At 66.0% G+C, this 18443-nt stretch carries 11 protein-coding genes; 3 read left to right on the top strand and 8 right to left on the bottom strand.

Annotated features, from left to right (window positions below):
* Positions 1-10: 10 nt before the first annotated feature.
* The gene (locus CXQ91_RS18155) at positions 11-823 is read right to left on the bottom strand and encodes an MBL fold metallo-hydrolase (protein ID WP_104175288.1); all 813 of its coding nucleotides are present in this window, start codon (positions 821-823) and stop codon (positions 11-13) included.
* Positions 824-1021: 198 nt separating this feature from the next.
* Between CXQ91_RS18155 and CXQ91_RS18150 the strand changes: the two genes are divergently transcribed.
* Positions 1022-2077 carry a DNA polymerase IV gene (locus tag CXQ91_RS18150; RefSeq protein ID WP_104175287.1) on the top strand — a complete coding sequence of 352 codons (1056 nt, stop codon included), beginning with the start codon at positions 1022-1024 and terminating at the stop codon, positions 2075-2077.
* A gap of 7 nt (positions 2078-2084) precedes the next feature.
* Here CXQ91_RS18150 and CXQ91_RS18145 read toward each other — a convergent pair whose 3' ends face one another.
* From CXQ91_RS18145 to CXQ91_RS18130, 4 genes are all read right to left on the bottom strand, one after another.
* Positions 2085-3224, bottom strand: a complete 1140-nt coding sequence (locus tag CXQ91_RS18145) for an amidohydrolase family protein (RefSeq protein WP_104175286.1) — start codon at positions 3222-3224, stop codon at positions 2085-2087.
* A complete protein-coding gene (locus tag CXQ91_RS18140; protein ID WP_104175285.1) occupies positions 3224-4597 on the bottom strand; it encodes a glutamine synthetase family protein in 1374 nt (457 codons plus the stop codon). The genes CXQ91_RS18145 and CXQ91_RS18140 overlap by 1 nt, the downstream gene beginning before the upstream one ends.
* A gap of 89 nt (positions 4598-4686) precedes the next feature.
* Entirely contained in the window at positions 4687-8049 is a 3363-nt protein-coding gene (locus CXQ91_RS18135; RefSeq protein ID WP_258074097.1) for a glycoside hydrolase family 78 protein, read from the bottom strand.
* A gap of 622 nt (positions 8050-8671) precedes the next feature.
* Positions 8672-8914 (bottom strand): three-helix bundle dimerization domain-containing protein, encoded by a 243-nt coding sequence (locus CXQ91_RS18130; RefSeq protein WP_104175336.1) that lies wholly within the window; start codon positions 8912-8914, stop codon positions 8672-8674.
* Positions 8915-9077: 163 nt separating this feature from the next.
* Here CXQ91_RS18130 and CXQ91_RS18125 point away from each other — a divergent pair, with 163 nt between their 5' ends.
* On the top strand, positions 9078-9329 hold the full coding sequence (locus CXQ91_RS18125) for a hypothetical protein (RefSeq protein WP_104175335.1): 252 nt from the start codon (positions 9078-9080) through the stop codon (positions 9327-9329).
* 79 nt (positions 9330-9408) lie between these two features.
* Here the strand turns inward: CXQ91_RS18125 and CXQ91_RS18120 are convergent, their stop codons facing one another.
* Complete coding sequence (locus CXQ91_RS18120; protein ID WP_104175334.1) at positions 9409-10653, bottom strand: cation:proton antiporter; 1245 nt, start codon at positions 10651-10653, stop codon at positions 9409-9411.
* 257 nt (positions 10654-10910) lie between these two features.
* Here CXQ91_RS18120 and CXQ91_RS18115 point away from each other — a divergent pair, with 257 nt between their 5' ends.
* Positions 10911-16952 (top strand): Ig-like domain-containing protein, encoded by a 6042-nt coding sequence (locus CXQ91_RS18115; RefSeq protein ID WP_104175283.1) that lies wholly within the window; start codon positions 10911-10913, stop codon positions 16950-16952.
* Between the two features lie 25 nt (positions 16953-16977).
* Here CXQ91_RS18115 and CXQ91_RS18110 read toward each other — a convergent pair whose 3' ends face one another.
* Both CXQ91_RS18110 and CXQ91_RS18105 read right to left on the bottom strand, forming a co-directional pair.
* Positions 16978-17409 carry a DUF309 domain-containing protein gene (locus CXQ91_RS18110; protein WP_104175282.1) on the bottom strand — a complete coding sequence of 144 codons (432 nt, stop codon included), beginning with the start codon at positions 17407-17409 and terminating at the stop codon, positions 16978-16980.
* Positions 17410-17569: 160 nt separating this feature from the next.
* Positions 17570-18439, bottom strand: a complete 870-nt coding sequence (locus CXQ91_RS18105; RefSeq protein WP_146072379.1) for an alpha/beta fold hydrolase — start codon at positions 18437-18439, stop codon at positions 17570-17572.
* Between the last annotated feature and the right edge of the window lie 4 nt (positions 18440-18443).

Genomic DNA, 18443 nt, shown 5'->3' with positions numbered 1-18443 from the left:
GGATGAGCGGTCAGGTCAAGTGGTCGAAGTCTCCTCGCGCCCAAGCAGCGTGCCGTTGGGCGGAATCGTGGAGAACCGCCTTGGCTCCGGACGCGATTGCATTGTTGAAGTTGCCGTAGATCCTGTCGAACTTGAGCTCTCCGAGCTGCGCGGCGATTCGCAACGCCACCGCGCCGGATAGCGGCAAATGATTCGGGTAGCTGCGCATGAAGGCGATGGAGCGACGGTCTGGATTCGGGAACACGCTGTCGCCGGTGAGCAGAACTCCTCTGCCGGCCGCTCCGGCAGCCCAGTGCACCACTGCGCTGCCGGGGAAGTGCCCCCCGGTCTGGTGCAGCGTCAATCCTTCGGCGATGGTTTGATTGCCGGACCAGTAATCGATGATCGGATCGTGGCGCCCGAGCCATCGCCGGTCTGCATCCGCTACGAGGACAGGGATGCCACCGAGCCGATGCGACCATTCGACCTGCACCCCAAACATGTGCGGATGGCTAGCAGCGATCGCCAGGACCGGGCCCCGCTCGAGCACTGCGTTCACGGCGCTGTCATCGACATATCCGACCGGATCCCACAGCAGCGAACCCTTGGGTGTCACCACAAGCTGAGCGGTCTGGCCGATCCCGACTTTTGGCTCCGTCCTGATCCCGATAAGTCCCGGCTCGTTCTCCTTCAACAAGATCTGCTGGCCCTGCCGTCCCAGCGCGTCCAGGGTGAGCCACTTTTGTCCGTCCTCGGGCACGTACTGCCGCTCATCGGTGCAGATCGGGCAGAGTTCCGGGGTAGGTTCGTCGCGTTCGACGGCGCAGGTTGCGCAGATCAGCATGGTTGGTCCCTTCCAAGCGTCTTGTGGCCCGCTTTCCCGCCTTCTTCACCTTCGGCCGCAGGCTGGCGTGCCCAGACTATGGCATGCCAAAGTCTCCTAGGAAGAGAGATCCTTGAGGTATCAAGCCAAGCTCGGGGGAGGGCCGATGCTTGCCGGGGATGTTTAGGGCAGACTGGTGGCGTGAACGGAATCCGGTGGGTGCTGCACGTCGATCTCGACCAGTTCATCGCGGCGGTCGAAGTGCTCCGGCGGCCGGAGCTTGCGGGCAAGCCGATCATTGTCGGCGGTCGTGGCGACCCCACGGAACGAGCTGTGGTGTCCACCGCATCCTATGAAGCCAGGGCGTTCGGTGTGGGTTCCGGAATGCCCTTACGCATTGCCGCCCGGAAAGTGCCCGACGCAGTGATCCTGCCCGTGGATCAGGAAGCTTACCTCGCGGCGTCTGAAACGGTGATGGCTACCCTGCGCGCGCAGCCCGGCGCCACCGTGCAGGTGCTGGGTTGGGATGAAGCCTTTGTTGGCGCTGAGACAGAGAATCCGGAAGCCTACGCCCGGCAGGTGCAGGCCGCTGTCCTGGAACGAACTCAGCTGCATTGCAGCGTGGGCATCGGCGACACCTTGGTCCGGGCCAAGGTCGCCACCGGTTTCGGCAAGCCGGCCGGCGTCTTCCGTCTCACTGCCGGGAACTGGCTCGAGGTCATGGGCAGTCGGCCCACCAAGGACCTGTGGGGCGTCGGAACCAGGGTGTCGGGCCGGCTGGCCAAACTCGGCATCAACACAGTCGCCGAGCTCGCCGCGTCCGACCCCCAGGACCTGGTCCCGGAGTTCGGCCCCAGGATGGGTCCTTGGTACGCGGAGCTCGGCCGCGGGGATGGCGCAAGCGTTGTGGACGACACCCCGTGGGTTGCCCGCGGGCATAGCCGGGAGACCACCTTCCAGCGGGACCTGACCGAGCCCGCCCAGGTGGTGGATGCCGTGAGGGAGCTGACAGCACGTGTCCTTGAGGATGTTGTGGCCGAAGGGCGGCCCGTCGTTGGGCTGACCCTGAAGGTTCGGTACGCACCGTTCTTCACGAAGACGCACGCGAAGAAGATTCCCGAGACATTCGACCGGAACGAAATCCTGGCGCGGGCCTTGGACCTCGTAGCCGGAATCGAAGCGGACCGTCCGATCCGACTCCTGGGCCTGCGGGCCGAAATGGCAATGCCCGACGATGCCCGAAAGGGACATACGCCGACGCGCGGCGGTTGGTGACGGCGTTTTATGGCAGTCCGTAGATCCTGCGGGCGTTGTCCCGCGCGACAAGCTCCACAACGCGGCGGGCATCGGCCTCCGACCACTCGTCATCGTCAATCCACCGGCCGAAGATGGAAGTGATCGCGTTGCGCCACAGCCGCGCGCCGAGGTAGTGGAGTTCAGCCGGGCCGATGGCATCGGACGAGTAGAGGATTTTGGTGAACGGGGCGAGTTCGAAGGAGCGCGCGATGAGGCTCCGGCTTCGGACTCCGACGTGGTTCACCGCCAAGCCGACGTCGAGGTAGACGTTGTCGAAGGCCTGGGCGAGATAGCCGGCCTCACGTTCGAACGGGTAGCAGTGCAGGAGCAGGACGGGGACCTTGCTGGCCTCCACCGACCGGAGAAAGTCGAGCAGAAGCAAGGGGTTCGCCTGGTCAAGGTCTAGCTCCCGGTCCCCGAACCCGACGTGGAGCTGGAGTGGAAGCCCGAGTGAGATGGCGCAGTGCAGGCCGAAACGGATGAGGGTAGGGTCATCAAGGCGCACCGCCCCACCGGAATCGATCCGCTGCCGCCACAGCTTCGCGGACTCAGCTACCTCGCGGTCGGCCGGCCTGGTGAGGTCGTGCTTGAAGCCGGTCCGATAGGCAAGAACCGACTTCGCCCCCACGACAATTTGAGGATGGTTGGCCAGCAGCCCGGTGAACGCGTCCACGTAGCCGCCCGGATCCTGGTCCGATTGGATCAGGGTTTCGGCGAGGGTTTCCAGGCGTACGATCTCGTGGACAGCGGCCCCGGCAATTTCCGCCATTGCGGGTGGATCCAGCATGGCACCGGTCTTGAAGCCGGCATCGATTAGCCAGTGACTGACTCCGGCTGCCCGAGTCATCCGTCGGCCGATTTCCAGTTCGCCGAGTTCGCTGCGGCGCCGCCAGTAGAGATCCGCCGTGACGTGCCGGGGCAAGTCGATGATCTCCGCGCACCAGCGGCGGAGGGCGAAACCCAGCTGGGAGTCGTAGGCCGCCGACGGTTCTGCGAGGAGTTCGCTGTTGCCCTCGTTTAACGAATTCTGAAAGCGTGCTTCGTCGCCGTCGACCCCATACGCGCCGTGCACGTGATGGTCGATGAGCCGCACGGCTTCGACAAATCCGGCGAACGACTCCGCCATCAGATCGACCAGGCCAGGCGGAAGAGGGCCGCGAGTTCCTTTGGGTCCCTGGCCCCGTGCGTCTCCTGCTCATGGCGCCGCACCGCAACGGTGGCGTCGACCACCTCGTTGCCCAGCAGCCTACGGGCGTACGCGGAGTTGTCCAGGGCCGTGATGATGGCCGCCGGCGAGTCCGAGACGGTGCCGATCCCTGCGGCCTCCCTTTCCGCCGCGGTGAGGCGGCTTGGGTCGCCGGCAACTTCATCGGGCAGGCGGCTGCCGCTGGCGATGCCCTCGAGCGCGAGGGCCAGGATGGCGGCGGAGGCCAGGTATACGTTGGCGGACGGGTCGATGACCTTGACTTCGACGCTGGCCCCGTGGGGGTTGCCCGCACCGCCTTGGACGAAACGGACGGATGCTTCACGGTTTTCCAGCCCCCAACACAAGAAGGCGCCCGACCATGCTCCGGGCGCGAGCCTGATGCCGGACAGGATCGAACCGGTGAGCACTCCCTGCACCTCGGGAAGCCCTTGGATGATTCCGCCGATCGCGGCCCCGCCCTGCTCCGTGATGCCGTACGGACCGGCACCGCCGCTGAAGAGGGGCGCCCCGCCACGGGAGAAGGAGAAGTGCTGGTGGGCGCCATTGCCGACCGAGCCAGGGAAGGGCGCGGGAGAGAAGGAGGCCTGCAGCTTGTGCGCACGGGCGACCCTACCGACAATGGTCTTTGCCAGCACCACGGTGTCCGCTGCATCGAGCGGCTCCCTCGGGGCAAGGGAGATCTCAAACTGGTTGCGACCGTATTCCGCGTGAAGCTGTTCAACCTGAACACCCGAATCGTCCATGGCGGCCAGCAACTCGGCCAGGAATTGCTCCCGGTCAAGCAAACCGGTCAGCCCATACGGAGCCCAGGGGGCGTCGTCGAGCGCCCTCCCGTCGGCGGCCACGAGAACGAACTCCAGCTCGTGGCCCACGACTGCCCGATAGCCGGCGTTCGCGGCCCGCTCCTGGACGCGGGCCAGCGTGCCACGCGTACAGGCCGGATCCCGGCTCCCGTCCTGAAGGAACATGTCCGCGGGCGCCCACGCCAGGCTTCCGCCGAGACTGCGCAACCCGTTGGGATCGATCCTCAGGCGCAGGTCGCCAACGGCGCTGATGCTGTCGGTGAAGGCGATTCCGCCGTCGATGCAGAACACATGCCAGACCGGAGCGGCACCCATGCCGGCCCGGTGGAACGAGCCGAGCCGGGCCAGCGGGACACTCTTGGCAAGCGTGATTCCGGCCGCGTTCACCATTGATCCGATGACCAGTCGGACGCCGGCCTCCTGGAGTCGGCCCGCTGCCTGATCCAGGCCGGTCGCGTCGAGAGCAGGAAAACCCGAACCATCGCTCATAGGGATATTCTGCACCTTCGTCGACACCACGGCAGGTTCCTCGACGACACGGCGTCGTTGTGGTTTCTAGCCCGCCAACCGGGCCGCTCTCAGGATTTGTCGGTCGGCGTGAAGGTCCAGGTTCCTGCGTGGACCCGGAAGTCACGCGTTGTAGGTCTGTTGGTCGAGGCCGTGCTGGAACGCACGACGGCGGGTCCCGCCGTCGGCCCCTGGATTCCGTAAGTGCCGGCGGGGAGCCGGACGGTCACCGTGACGCCGGCGGGTACCGTGCATTCCAGCTGGGTTCCCGCGGCCGTCCGCCGCCAGTTGGCCGCTACGGTGCCGTTGGGCAGGGGGAGACTTCCCTCGGCGTGCTCGAGCCGGCAGAGCGGCGGTTCGATCAGCAGTTCGCTGCCTCCGGGAACAGTCACGCGCACGCCGAGCAGGGACTCGAGGATTTCCTTGACGACGGACACGGACCAGGCGTGGGACTGGCTGTAGTCGGTGCCGACCTCCAGTTCCCAGGCTTCCCAGGTGAAGCTGGCGCCCTGCTCAAGGAGCCGCGCCCAGCCGGGCTGGCCCGGGTTGGTGAGCAGGTCAAGGACGGCGTCCGTGAGGCCTTCGGACAGCAGCGCCCGCACCAGCCGGTGCACGGTCATGGGTCCCTGGCGCATGCCCTGGCTGGCGATCCTGTGCGCATCGGCACCAGCGTGCGCAGGATCGGTGATCCCGAGGGACAGCGGGAAGGACGTTGCGTGCTGGGAGGCGTGGGCGCTGGGTGTTCCGTCGGCGTGCAGCCCGTCCACCATCACGCCATCCACGCGCAGTCGGGTGCGGATGGTTTCCGCGAGGGCAGCGGCATGCCCGGCGTACCGCACGGCTGCGTCCTCCTGGCCGGCGACGCTGCAAAGCCGCGCCGTGGATATGAGGGCCGAGTAGGCCTGGGCGTTGACGGTGGTCTTGGCAGCGCACTGCATGTCATAGCCGAAGCGGCCGGGCGCGGGCCAGTCAACGATGCCGTGAAGGTAAGGGCCGGAGCCGCCGCCCAGTTCGGTGACCAGCCCCGCCGTCGGGCCGTCCGTGGGGAGGTACCGCAGCGCGTAGTCGGCGGTGTTCCGGAGGTGCGGGAGCAGTTCCGTCACGAGTGCGAGGTCGCCGGTGCGGAGGTGGTATTCCTCGGCCCATTCCGGCATCATGAGCGAGAAGTCGGGGATGTCCCGTTTGCCGTCGCCGTTAGGGTAGACCGCGTTGTAGCGCCCCCGGTCCTCGCCGGCGGTCCAGTAGCGCGCCGCCGACCAGCCGAACTCCCGTAGCGCCTGAGCCGTGTAGGCGTGCTCGCCGAAGAGGGCCATGGTGGCGTAGGAGATGTTGACGGCGTCGGCCAGGAACTGGCCTTTCTCCCGCGTGGGCGTGTCCACGAACTGCTCCTGGACCCCGTACAGTGCCGAATCGCGCAGCAGCCCGAACACGGCATCCAATGTGGGGTCCGAGCTGCTGAAGCTCCCCTCATGCGGGTGCCGGCCATGGACGATGACGGCGCCCACCCGGGATAGGTCCGACGCCTCCACACCGGGGAGTTCCAAGTACCGGAAGCCCAGGTGCACGCTGGCACGGAACTGCTGCGGGCCCTCGACCTGGGTATAGGGGAAGGACATGTCTGTGTTCTGGCTGGCCGTCTTACCGCTGTCCACCCTGCCGTCCGCGTCCAGGGAGTAGCCGGCCCGGATCATCAGGGTCCGCCCGGCGGTTCCGGCGCGGAAGTCCACTTCCGGGCGGGCCGGAATGACCCTGCCGAAGTCCGCCACGAGCGTTCCGTCGGCCGCGGTAAGGAAGGCCTCGGGGGCAACAAGAGTCTCGGACAGGAAAGTGCGCCGGGGGTGCAGGGCCGGGAAGTGGGAGATGGGGTGGGTGCCGTAGCTCAGGGTCGGGAGCATGTCCTGGCCGGAATCCAGTGCTGCCGCGGCCTCGGCGTCGAGGTGCTCCACGGGGTCGCCCTCGTCATTCCGGTAGCCCGCCTGGCGGTATGGGGCCTCGGTGGCTGTCCAGTCCGGGCCGGAGCCGAAGACCTCGCGGCGGCCGTCGGTGTAGTCCACGCTGAGCCGCACGAGCAAGCCCGGGAGACTGGCAGCCCTGCCCTGGCCGGGGCCGTACCAGTGCAGCAGGGCCGTAAGGGGAACCTGCGAGGGTTGCTGCTGGACTGGCTCTGTCCCATGGCCGGGCCGCGCAGGTGAGTCTTCCGGTGAGTAGGCGGCGAGCAGCGCGGTGACGTCGGCGGCGTCGTAATATCCCTCGCCGGGGTAGCCGAAGGAGGTGGTGCTGAGGCAGGGCATGCCGTTCACGGCAAGCTGGGCATGATGGCTGGCTGCGGCGAAAAGCCGCGCACGGGCAACGGAGCCCGTGAGCCGGATGGTGGTGCGGAAGAGCGTCCATTCATCGGGCTGCCGGTGAACCGTGGTGCGCGCCCAATGGCTCAGGAAGGCACGGGCTTCCTCCGGTCCGGCGTCGTACCTGTGGTCAACGAGCACCATGCTGCTGATGGGATCCGCAATGCGTGTGGGACCGGCGTCGGATGTGGGTCCAGCGGCGGCGACCCGCAAGGAGGCGTACTCGGCTTGGCTGCGGGGTCCCTGGTGGAGTGCCAGCGATCCCGCCTCTCCGGCAGGGGAGGGTTCAGCCATGGTAAGCAGCTCAACGCCGTCGAGGCTCACGGTGATGGTGACGCCGTCGTCGGTGACCGTCAGGTCCTGCCACGTGCCCGGGACCAGGTCCTTGCCCGGCAGTCGCTCCTGGCTGGCCACGGCGTCGTGTTCCAGCTGCGCGCTGGCCAGGACTTCGGTGTCGGGAGTAGCAGGGGTGGGGATTTCCCAGGCCGGGGCACGGCGGAGCACAACGCTGCCCGCCGTGTTCAGTTCCAGCAACAGTCCTGTGCCTGGGCCGCTGCTGCGGAGAAGCAGACCGGCCCACCCCATCACGGGCCGGAGGCGGGCCTCCAGAGTGAACTGCCGGACGGGCGTGCAAGGGACGGGAAGGAATGGCGAGCCTGCAACACGAAGGGCGCCGTTCAGGACGTCCAGCGGAGCCCGGCCGCCTGCCGCCCGGTGGAGCCAGTGGGCGCCCCACCCGCTGTCCGAAAGTCCGGTACTGAAAACCACCGATTCGGACCAGGGGCCGGGGTTCCCGGCGGCGTCACTCACGCGTACACGCCAGCTGTAATCCGCGTCCTCAGCCAGTGCCGGTCCACCGTAGGGGATCCCGGATTGGCGCGACGACGGGACGGGCCCGGAATACCAGACCTCGGCGCCAGCCGCGTCCTCGACGGCGATTTCGTAGCCGGTCTGCCGGGCGGCGGCGGGCTCGGCGTCCTCCGGCTGGCTCAGCTGCCAGCCAAAAAGCGGATACGGCGACGCCGTGAGGCAGGGCGAGATTCCGTCAGTCAGCAGGCCGGCAGCCTGTAGTTCGCTCTGGCGCGTCATGGTTGGGATTGCTTCCTGGGTGGGGGAGACGCCCATCAGGTAGCGGTTCCGTACGATGGGCGGACCGGCTCGGCTGCGGATGGCGGGGACGCGAATGAATCTCGGCGCTGGACAGGACCTGCACTCGGGGACAGTGACTCGGCGGCGGTGCCGGATGATGTTTTCAATGGATCTCCGTTTCTGCCCGCAGGCACAAGCTTGCGCCCCGGCTTCATCGTGTTGGTGCCCCAGGGCGACGAGGCTTCACCACTTTGGCCTGACGGATACGGGGCTACTTAGCATGAGCGCAACGAATCCGCGACAATCCAGAAAACGCTTTCTGCGGTCCAAGTCTGGACCACGAGTGAGCGGCGAGTCAAGGAATGTAACGATTCAAAGAAGGCCGTGACGCAAATCAACTCCTCGGACCATACGAAGTCGTCACCACCGGCCTCAAGTCCCTGGAATGAACGCAGGCGACTTCGATCTGGTGGTCGGCCCGACAGAAGGCCAGGCTTACTACTACATCGAGCGGGTCCACAGCCAGATGACCTGCGCAGATCTCACCCCCGGCTACACCGGCGTCACGGGCTTACACAATCCACTTCCGCGGGCCAGGCAGCATGCCAGCCGCGAAGGTCACTCATACGTTGGGAAGATCTAAAGAAAGGAACTGCCCCGGGGCAGTCCCGAACTCGCGTTTGAGTCTGTTCTTGGCTCCGTGTTCGACCAGGGTCGGGATGTAAGTCGGGATCCTGCTGGCATCCAATGATTCGTATTCCTCCGCGACGACCCGGGCTACGCGGGAGCGGGGGGCGTCGGGATAGCGTGCGGCGAGCCGGTCAGTGACTTTGGCGATGGTATCGCGCTTTTCCGTGTCGTCCATCAGACAAGTTTGATGCCCGGGGCCGCAGGCGTCCATCAGCTTCCTTAGGGTTTGCGCGGCCCAGGCGCGGGCACGAAGAAATCATGCGGCGGAAACTTTCGTGCAACCTTGAACGTGCACTCTGTGAGAGCCGAACGCTTCGGAAAGGATGCGACTCATGACCATGAGTGAAGAAACTGTTGTGGGTACCTGCCATGAACTCGCTGCCGGGGATTTCATCGTCGCGCGGTACAAGGGTGCCCTCGTTCACCGCGGGCGCGTGACCGAGCGGGTCCCGGACTACGGCCTGTTCTGGATCCTGGACGAATTGACCGGCGGGCGGCGTTTGCTGGACATGGCCGACCTTGAGATCGCCCTTGTGTGCAGCGGCGTCACCGCACCGAAGGCCCCGGGCGCTGAACCGGCCGCTGCCTGACGAGGGCAGGGTCCGATGAGCTCCGGTCGATGAGCTCGGCGCGTTTAGTGACGGCGCCGACGGTTTTTGGACCAGAGGCTCACTTTGGTGCACCACCGGCGACGTCGGCCTGGTCCGGTCTCCTAGGGGATTTCCTGGTGCCGCGTTGGCGCCCCGATGGTCTGCGTTGATGCTGACGGAGTGCGAGCAGGGGAAACAGGAGTACCGAGAGCGTTCCTGCTCCAACGAGTGCCGACGCGATTCCGCCTGAGATCAGCCCCTCGTCCCGGCCGATGCCTGTCACCGCCACGATAATCGGCAATCCTGTTGCCCCAAACAGCATGGCGGCCCGTTTATCGGCAGAGGTGGAGTTGGGGGGAGCGGCGAGCAAGGACGGCAGACCGCGGATGATGAGCAGGAGGAGCAGGAACAGGGGGACCAGTGCGAGAGCGGCTGGGCTTGCGGTGAGCGCGCGTAGGTCGAAGTCTATGCCGGTGTCGATAAAGAAGATCGGCACCAGGAATCCGAATGCGATAGCGTCGATTTTCGTCTCGATGACCTTCCGGTCCTGTTCGGGAGCGCGCGCGATGGCAACCTTCCAGAGGACTCCGGCGGCGAATGCACCCAGCAGCATGTCGAGTCCCAGGACCATGCTCAGCACAACGAGCACGCTGAGGATAAACATGATGGACCGGACGGCGAACTGGCCGCTGGTGTGGAGGGTCCTAGTGACTTGGGAGTGGAGCAGTGAGTGCCGTGCGCGGGAGGCGAGATAGATCGCCAGGCCGGTCAGGAGAACAAACCCGAGGAGTACTGCTGTTGCCGGTCCCAACTGCCTGCCACTAAAGAACAGCGAGATCGCAACCAGAGGACCAAACTCACCAGCCGCACCCAGTGCGGTGACCGCGATGCCGATCGGGGATTTCGATTCGCCGGCGTCGCGAAGGATAGGCAGCAGCGCGCCCAAAGCTGTGGAGCACAAGGCGACGCCGATGATCACGGCCGCCTCCGGTGTGGGGGCCAGGACGAGGCCAGCGCCAATGCCTGCCGCCAAGGAGATTACCCAGCCAGCAGACGCACGGTTGGCGGGCCGGCCGCGGATTAGGGCGAAATCAATCTCGTTGCCGGCAACGAAGAAGAGCATGGCCAGCCCGAATTCGGCCAGCGTATCCGTGAACTCGGTGGACTGTATCCACCCCAACAGGCTGGGGCCGAGCAGGATTCCGAGGACAATCTCGAACACCACGATCGGCACCTTAACCACACGATCAAGAAAGCGGGCCGCGAGGGGCGCAGCGACAGCCAGCAAGGCGATCAGAACCAATGATGTGGACAACCCTTGCATCAGCGGTACCTCCGGCACCTCGGCTGCTTCCTAGGAAAAGTAATCCAAAGCTACCGCCAACGTAAGTGGTGGCGCCATAACAGCCAACGGTCTACGGCCCCAGCAGGACCACTCAGCATTGGAACTGGATTTACCGCAGGCTGGATTACCACAGGACCGTACTGTTGCCGCCCTCGGCACCAGCGTTGGGTCCGACCCGCGTATATTGGCTTCGGGCTAATTATGAGACTGGGGGACAGATGCGGCTTCGTTCATGGGTGCGCGCAAAACAACGGGCACTGGCAGCGGCAACAACGTTTTCCGCAGTTGGACTGCTTGTTGCAACGGCAGTTATCCACCCAGGGTTCACCACCACGCACGTCGACCTGAACGACGGCGGTGTGTGGGTGACCAATTCTGGCAAGAACCTTGTGGGCCACCTGAACTTCCAGTCGAAAACCCTGGACGGCGGCCTCATGGCAGCCAGCGGCGACTTCGATGTCCTCCAACACAGCAGCAGTGTGCTCGTCTCGGATCGCGGCAATGCCTCCTTGGGCAGGGTCAAGGTCTCCAGCGTCACTCTTGAACAACCCCAGCAGCTTCCGGGAACCGCGGTCCCGGCCTTCGGGGAAAAAGCGGTTGCCGTGGCTGATCCGAGCTCGGGCCGTCTCTGGGTGACGCAGAGCAACATGCTGGGGTCCATCGACTACGACACCCAGGAACCCGTGGTCACCGACGCCCAGGGAATCGTCGCGACGGTAGGAACTGACGACGTCGTCCACGCCGCGGATCCCGCCCGCGGGGAGGTGACCTCCCTCAGGGTGAATGCAACCGGTGGAGTGGACTCCCGGGACTCCGTCCAATACGAGGCCATCCGCGACGTCGAGGACCTGCAGATCGCCGCAGTGGGGGACAAGCCAGTCCTATTCGACCCCGGGAACGGAACACTCCACCTTCCCGGCGGCCGCCAGGCGCAGTTGCCCGACGCCAAGGACGCAAAACTGCAGCAAAGCGGGCCCTCCGCTGGCTTCGTCGCCGTCGCCACGAAGACGGGCCTGATCAAGCAGCCTCTGGACGGCTCAGCCGCAACCATTGTGGAACTCGGAACCTCCGGAAGCCCTGCCACTCCGGTCCACGTCAACGATTGCGTCTATGCGGCCTGGTCCGGCGCAGGCAAATACCTCCGCGAATGCACGAACCCCGCCGATAACAGCAGCGCCGACATCCCCGGCGCGAGTGCCCGGTCCAACCTCGTCTTCCGGGTAAACCGGGACCTCGTGGTCCTCAACGATGTCACCACGGGCAATATCTGGCTGGTCACCGAGAACATGAGGCTTGTAGCCAACTGGGACGACATCATTCCGCCGCCGGACAAGACCGAGGACCAGGACGAACCGGCTGCTGATGACAACCCGGTGAATACCCTCCCGGACCGCACCAAAGAAAACCGGCCGCCGTCCGCCGTTGACGACCAGTTCGGAGTCCGCCCCGGCCGAACCACCCTCCTGCCGGTGCTGGACAACGACTCCGACCCCGACGGCGACGTCCTCACCGCGCAGGTCCAAGGCAACAACCCCGCCGTCGGAATCGTGCAGGCTGTCTACAACGGAACCGGCCTGCAAGTGAAGGTTCCGGCCGATGCCACCGGCACGTCGCCGTTCCAATACCAAGCCAGTGACGGCCGCGGCGGCACCGGTGGGGCGAAGGTCACCTTGACCGTCAAGGACCCTGCCAGCAACGAGGCGCCGAAGCAAAAGCGGGTGCCCACGATCATCCTGGAACAGGGCAAAAGCATCTCCCAGAACCTCCTCACCGACTGGATGGACCCCGACGGCGACGACCTGTTGCTGCTGGGTGCCCGCGCCACGAGCGACGGCGACCAGGTGCGGACCCGGGCCGACGGCCTCCTGACGTTCCAGGACGTGGGGGCAAGCCTGGGCAAGAAGGAAGTGGCAGTCACTGTCTCCGACGGCCGTGACCAGTCCGAGGGCACGGTGGTTGTGGACGTCCGCGCCAAGGGCAACCTTCCGCCCAAGGCCAACGCAGACCACGTTTCGGGCGTCGCGGGGCAGGACATCCTGGTCTCTCCGTTGAAAAATGACACGGATCCGACCGGAGAAGGACTCCGGCTGACCCGCGTGGCAGGACCTCCTGAGCACGCGATCACTCCTGATTACCAGGCCGGGACCTTCACCTTCCGTGCGACAAACCCTGGAACGTACTACGTGACGTACCTGGTAACGAACGGACCGGACAGCTCTGAGGGGCTCGTCAGGATCGACGTCAACGCCGCCGGAGGCGAGGGCGAGCCGGTGGCCGTCGCGGATCTGGCGCTGCTGCCGGTGGGCGGCGAAGTGCTGCTGGACGCTCTTGCCAACGACTCCGACCCAGCCGGCGGCGTCCTCGTCATCCAATCCGTGGGCCTGCCCGGGAACTCAGCGGTCTCGGTTGCTGTCCTGGACCACCACATCCTGCGCATCACCGATGTCCGCGGCCTCAGCGCTCCCACCAGCCTGACCTACACAGTGTCCAACGGCGTTGCCTCCGCCACCGGCGAAGTCACCATCCTGCCCATTCCGGCGCCCGCCAAACTGGTCCCGCCCGTGGCGGCCCCAGACGAAATCACCGTCCGGGCAAACGACGTCTCCACCATCGCAGTCCTCGCCAATGACTCCCACCCCAATGGCGCCAAGCTTCAGCTCAGGCCGGTCCTCGTGCAGGGAATCGACCCCGCCCAGGGCCTCCTTGCCGTATCGGGGGACGTGCTGCGGTTCAAGGCAGGCGGAGCAGGCGGAACGGTACACGCCATCTACGCAGTCGCCGGCCCGGACGGGCAGGAAGACTCGGCGCAGGTCACCATCCACATTCGGGGAGAGGGCACGAACTCCAGGCCGCTTCCCCAGCATGTCACCGGTCGGGTCGTTGCCGGCAACACGACGAGGATCGCCATTCCCTTGGACGGCATTGATCCCGACGGCGACTCGGTCACTTTGGTGGGACTGGAGCAGGCGCCGCGCAAGGGAACAGCGGTGGTGGGTGCCAGCTACGTGGAATACATGGCGCCGAAGAACGCCTCCGGGCAAGACAGCTTCTCCTATGTTGTTGAGGACCGGTACGGGGCACGATCCACAGCGCTGGTGGCGGTAGGCATCGCCCCCGCGCCTGGATCCAACCAGAGTCCGACGGCCGTTGAGGACAGCATCACCGTTCTCCCGGGCCGCCACGTGGCAGTGGACGTGCTGGCCAATGACTCTGATCCCGACGGCGACAACGTCACCCTCGCAGCCAACCGGCTGGAAGCTGCCGCGGAATTGAAGGCCGACGTCATCGACGGACGGGTGCAGCTCACTGCCCCGTCGCCTGCCGGCACCTCCGCCACGGCTATCGTCAGGTACGAGATCAGCGATGGCCGAGGCGGCACCGCCGTCGGCACCCTAAAGGTCCAGGTGCGCAGCGATGCCGCCGCTCTGGCGCCCATCGCCCGGGACGACCGCGTGACGTTCGCCGAGACTCTGGGCAAGACCGTCGTCGAAGTTCCCATACTGAAGAACGACGAAGACCCTGACGGGGTGGCAAGCGAACTGCGGATAACCTTCCCCGAGGGCGCACCTACGGCTGGCATCTCCGCCCCGGGCAAAGTTGCCGTGCGGCTTGGGGATCAACCGCAGATCATCGCGTACACCGTTACCGACATCGACAATCTCAGCTCGACGGCGTTCATCCTGGTTCCCGGCCTCGGAGGGCAGGCACCCGCACTGCGGAGCACTGCCCCGCTGGAAGTCGTCAGCGGCCAGCAACTGACTCTGAACCTGCAGGACCTGGTGGTAGTCCGGCCCGGCAAGAGTCCACGCATCACCCAGGATACGAAGGTACAAGCGGTCGCTTCCAATGGAGCGCCGCTGGTGAAGGACGCGACCACCATCGTGTTCACCTCTGCCGACGACTACACCGGCCCGGCGGCTGTTTCCCTCGAGGTCACCGACGGCGCGAGCGTCGACGACCCTGACGGGCGCACGTCGGTACTCACGATCGGCATCACGGTCCTGCCCGACCCCACCCGCAACCATCCTCCAACGTTCCCCTCGAGCACCCTCGAGGCAGCGGTGGGCGAGGACTCCAGCCTGGAGCTACGCGACGTTGCCTCCGACATCGATGAAGGCGACAAGGACAAGCTCACGTTCGCGCTGCAAGGCACGCCGCCTGCCGGGATCAACGCCGCCCTGGACGGCAGCCTCTTCAAGGCCACAGTCGATGGCGCAGCCAAGGGCAGCACGCTCACCGTCCCGGTCACCGTCTCGGACGGGCGCAGCGCACCTGTCGCAGGTGCCGTGGACGTCCGCGTGGTCGCGTCGAAACGTCCTCTGGCCGCGGCCAACGACGACGTCATCGCCGGTGCACGGGCCGGACAGTCCCAGCGGGTACAGGTGCTGGACAACGACATCAACCCGTTCCCGGAGGCTCCGCTGAAAATCCTCAGCGCCGCCGTCGAAACCGGAACAGGCACGGCCACAGTGGACGGTGACGCCGTCATCGTCACGCCCGCCGAGAAGTTCGTGGGCACCATGGTGGTCCGCTACCGGGTCCAGGACAAAACCCAGGACGCCGAACGCGAAATCGACGGCCGCATCCGGCTCACCGTCAAGGACAAACCGGATGCTCCGACGACGCCGACGGTCGGCGAGGTGCGCGACCGCACTGTTGTCCTCAACTGGTCACCTCCCGCCAACAACGGTGCAGCGATCACCGCGTACAAGGTCAGCGGCAGCCGAGGGTTCTCCCAGCAGTGCCCCGCCACCACTTGCACCCTCACGGGCCTGACCAACAACGTCGAGTACACCTTCACGGTGGTGGCCACGAACGAAGTGGGCGACTCCCCACCGTCTCCTGCCTCCGCGCCTGCCCGCCCGGATGCCAAGCCGGACACCCCGGCAGCGCCTGCGCTCGTTTTTGGCGATCGGTCCCTCACGGTGAACTGGGTTCCGCCAAACAGCCCCGGCTCACCGGTGGAGAGCTACAGCCTGGAGATCTCACCGGCGCCACCCGCTGGAAACATCCGGGCAAGCAACCTTACGGGCACGTCCTACCAATGGACGGGCCTGCAGAACGGGACGCCCTACCAAGTCAGGATCCAGGCCTCCAATAAGGCGCCGGACCCCTCGGAATGGAGCCCCTATTCAGCGACGGCCATCCCGGCTGGTGTACCCGGCGCCCCGGGGAAGCCGACTGTCACCCGTTCCACCTCGGGCGGCTCGGAATCGATCATGGTGGTGTCATGGGCTCCCGCGGCGGACAACGGAGCCTCCATCGACACGTACACCGTGAATGCCGTTCAGGGAGGATCCACCGTAAAAAGCAGCACGGTGTCCGGCAGCCAGTTAAGCGTGCCCGTGACAGTGAGCAACTCCACCAGCGATTACTCCTTCACGGTGGTAGCCAAGAACAAGGCAGGCACTTCGGCGGCCAGCCCGCTCTCGGACCCCCGCCGCGCATTCGGCACTCCCGGTGCCGTTCCCAGTGTCCGTGCCGATCCGCTCGACAACGCGGTGCAGCTTTCCTTTGGGGCGGCCGCGGGCAACGGCGCAACCCCGAGCTACCAGTACCAGGTCAACGGAAACGCCTTCCAAACCGTGCCCTCGGACAGGGTCATCCGCACGGGCGTGCCCAATAACGGCAATTACACCATTGGAGTGCGGGCCGTGAACAGCATGGATGGCGCAACCTACGAAGGCCCGGTCACCAACTCAAATCCGGTGGCGCCGTACGGCCAGCCGCACGCCGCGAGCATCAACCCCGTTACGGTCACCACGACGGTGAGGTTCGATGTCGGTGCCGTGGTCAACAACGGGCGCCAGGTCGTGGCGCTGGAGTACCAGTCGTCCGACGGGAAGTCGGGCGCGTTGGGGGCAGGAGGTGGATCTGTCACCACGGGGAACGGGTACGACCAGTCCATCTCCATCACAGTCACGGTCGTAGACGACCTCGGACAGCGCACGGCTGTGTCGGCGACCGGAAGGACAGCTCCCGCGAAGTACCTCACGGTGGATAACGGTTCGGCCAGCCCCGGCACCTGCGAATGGCCCACAAACGGCACTTCGGCGTCAGACACGCCGGCGAACTGCGCCGCGGGAGGCGGAACGTTCGTAGCCCAGGGCTCCCGCGTGCAGGTCCAGTGCGTAACCACCGGTGCCGCGTACACCATCTACGACGGAGCCACCGGCCAGCCCACGGGGGCCACCAGCAATGTTTGGTACAAGGTGATCAACAACCTCTGGATCCGCCCGACCGACGGGCCCGTGGATTCGGGGGTCCCGGCCTGCTGATGCAGCTTCCGGACCTGCCGGCATCTCAGTGGCCGGTGTGCATCCGATCGCGTGCGCAATTCACAACGGCGGACAAGTCGAGCCCGTAGGTCGGCCCTTCCCCGGAACTGTACTCCTCGAGGCGGGCCGCGCCGCGTTCGAAGAGCCGGAGCGCGCCAACACTGTTACCCCGGGCGGCGTGGGTCAGCCCGACGCAGATTTGGGCGAGTCCTTGCCAAAGGTTGCGTTCTTCGGCCGGCCCGGCTTTCCAGCGGGCCTCGAGTACCTCATGGGCGGCGAAGGGCCGGCCGGCTTCCACCAGACTCCGGGCTGAGACCAAAGTCTGCGCCGGCGGCAGCGGCTCTTCCGAGACCGGTTCGACGCCGGCGCTTCCGTACGGCAGCGGCCGCCCCAGCGCGTCACGCGGCCGGGCCTGTCGCGGACGCCTTGAAGCGTCCCGATCCCTGTCACCGGTCATTGCAGTTTCCGCCCTGAGCGTCCCTGGACTTTACGAACCTTCATACGCCCAATGCTACGACCCGGCCCTTCGAACATCCGTCACTCCTCGGCCATGTCAGTGGAGGTCTCCGACCCCGTCGGATCAAAGACACCTGCTGCTCCGAAGTCAAAGGAGACGTTTAGGCAGGGGATGCCATGAACGCATTGACGGCGGCTTGGGCTTCTTCGCCTGCCGGTCCGAGCCAGAACAGGTGGCTGGGCGCCGACAGTTCGACGAGCACGGCACCGGGGATGGTGTCCGCGTAGTCCTCAGCGTGGGCGAAAGCGACACCGGCATCCTGGCGTGAGCCGGTCACCAAAGTCGGGCAGGTGGTCCGGGTTTGGACCAGCCGGCGGTAAGAGGCACGATCGGGTCGGGCCTGCTGCAGATCGTTGACGAACCCGCGACCGGAGCGCATCGTGCGGAACAGTTCCCGTGCCCGACGCTTGTCCTCCACGGACCAGGTATGCCACCAGTTGGTCACTGGCGTCTTTGATAGTGCGCCAACCATCCGACGCAGCCCGGCATCGGACCTGACGACACATGCCACCATCGCCCAGGTGAGGCCCTGCAGGGCCGGAGAGAAAGCCAACGGGCCGAAGAGTGATTCGAGGCGGGTGTCTGGGTACGCGAGCGTCGAAGGGGCGCAGCTGTGCAGGACCAGTCGAGGCACCAATTCCGGCAGGGACAATGCGGCGTGAAGGGCCTGCATCCCACCGAAGGAGACGCCAACGGCCGCTGCGGTCCGGTCGATGCCCAGCTCCTGGCAACACTCAGCCACCGCGGGAACAAACTCTGCGGCATTCAGCCGTCCCACGTCCGTGTTCCCACAGCCGGGGCGCGAGAACGCCAGCACCCCGTGCCCTTCTGAGGTGTAAAGGCTCCAACCGCAATCGCTGGCCGCAGAGCAATGTCCACCGGGGAAGAACAGCACGGCCGGCTTGTCCCCGGGCCGGTACATGACTTCCACAGGACCTAGCCGCGTGTGGATCACTCGAGTCTCGCTCACTGTC

Origin of the sequence: Arthrobacter sp. Y81 (assembly GCF_002929335.1) — a bacterium.
Lineage (GTDB): Bacteria > Actinomycetota > Actinomycetes > Actinomycetales > Micrococcaceae > Arthrobacter.
Note: the sequence above shows the minus strand (reverse complement) of the source record. Positions and strands in the feature narration are given on the sequence as shown.

Bases quoted from the DNA above. Each gene is read 5' to 3' on its own strand.
- CXQ91_RS18110 (WP_104175282.1), bottom strand. From the start codon at position 17,409: ATGACCGGTGACAGGGATCGGGACGCTTCAAGGCGTCCGCGACAGGCC.
- CXQ91_RS18125 (WP_104175335.1), top strand. From the start codon at position 9,078: ATGAGTGAAGAAACTGTTGTGGGTACCTGCCATGAACTCGCTGCCGGG.
- CXQ91_RS18155 (WP_104175288.1), bottom strand. From the start codon at position 823: ATGCTGATCTGCGCAACCTGCGCCGTCGAACGCGACGAACCTACCCCG.
- CXQ91_RS18140 (WP_104175285.1), bottom strand. From the start codon at position 4,597: ATGAGCGATGGTTCGGGTTTTCCTGCTCTCGACGCGACCGGCCTGGAT.
- CXQ91_RS18120 (WP_104175334.1), bottom strand. From the start codon at position 10,653: ATGCAAGGGTTGTCCACATCATTGGTTCTGATCGCCTTGCTGGCTGTC.
- CXQ91_RS18130 (WP_104175336.1), bottom strand. From the start codon at position 8,914: ATGGACGACACGGAAAAGCGCGATACCATCGCCAAAGTCACTGACCGG.
- CXQ91_RS18135 (WP_258074097.1), bottom strand. From the start codon at position 8,049: ATGACGCGCCAGAGCGAACTACAGGCTGCCGGCCTGCTGACTGACGGA.
- CXQ91_RS18145 (WP_104175286.1), bottom strand. From the start codon at position 3,224: ATGGCGGAGTCGTTCGCCGGATTTGTCGAAGCCGTGCGGCTCATCGAC.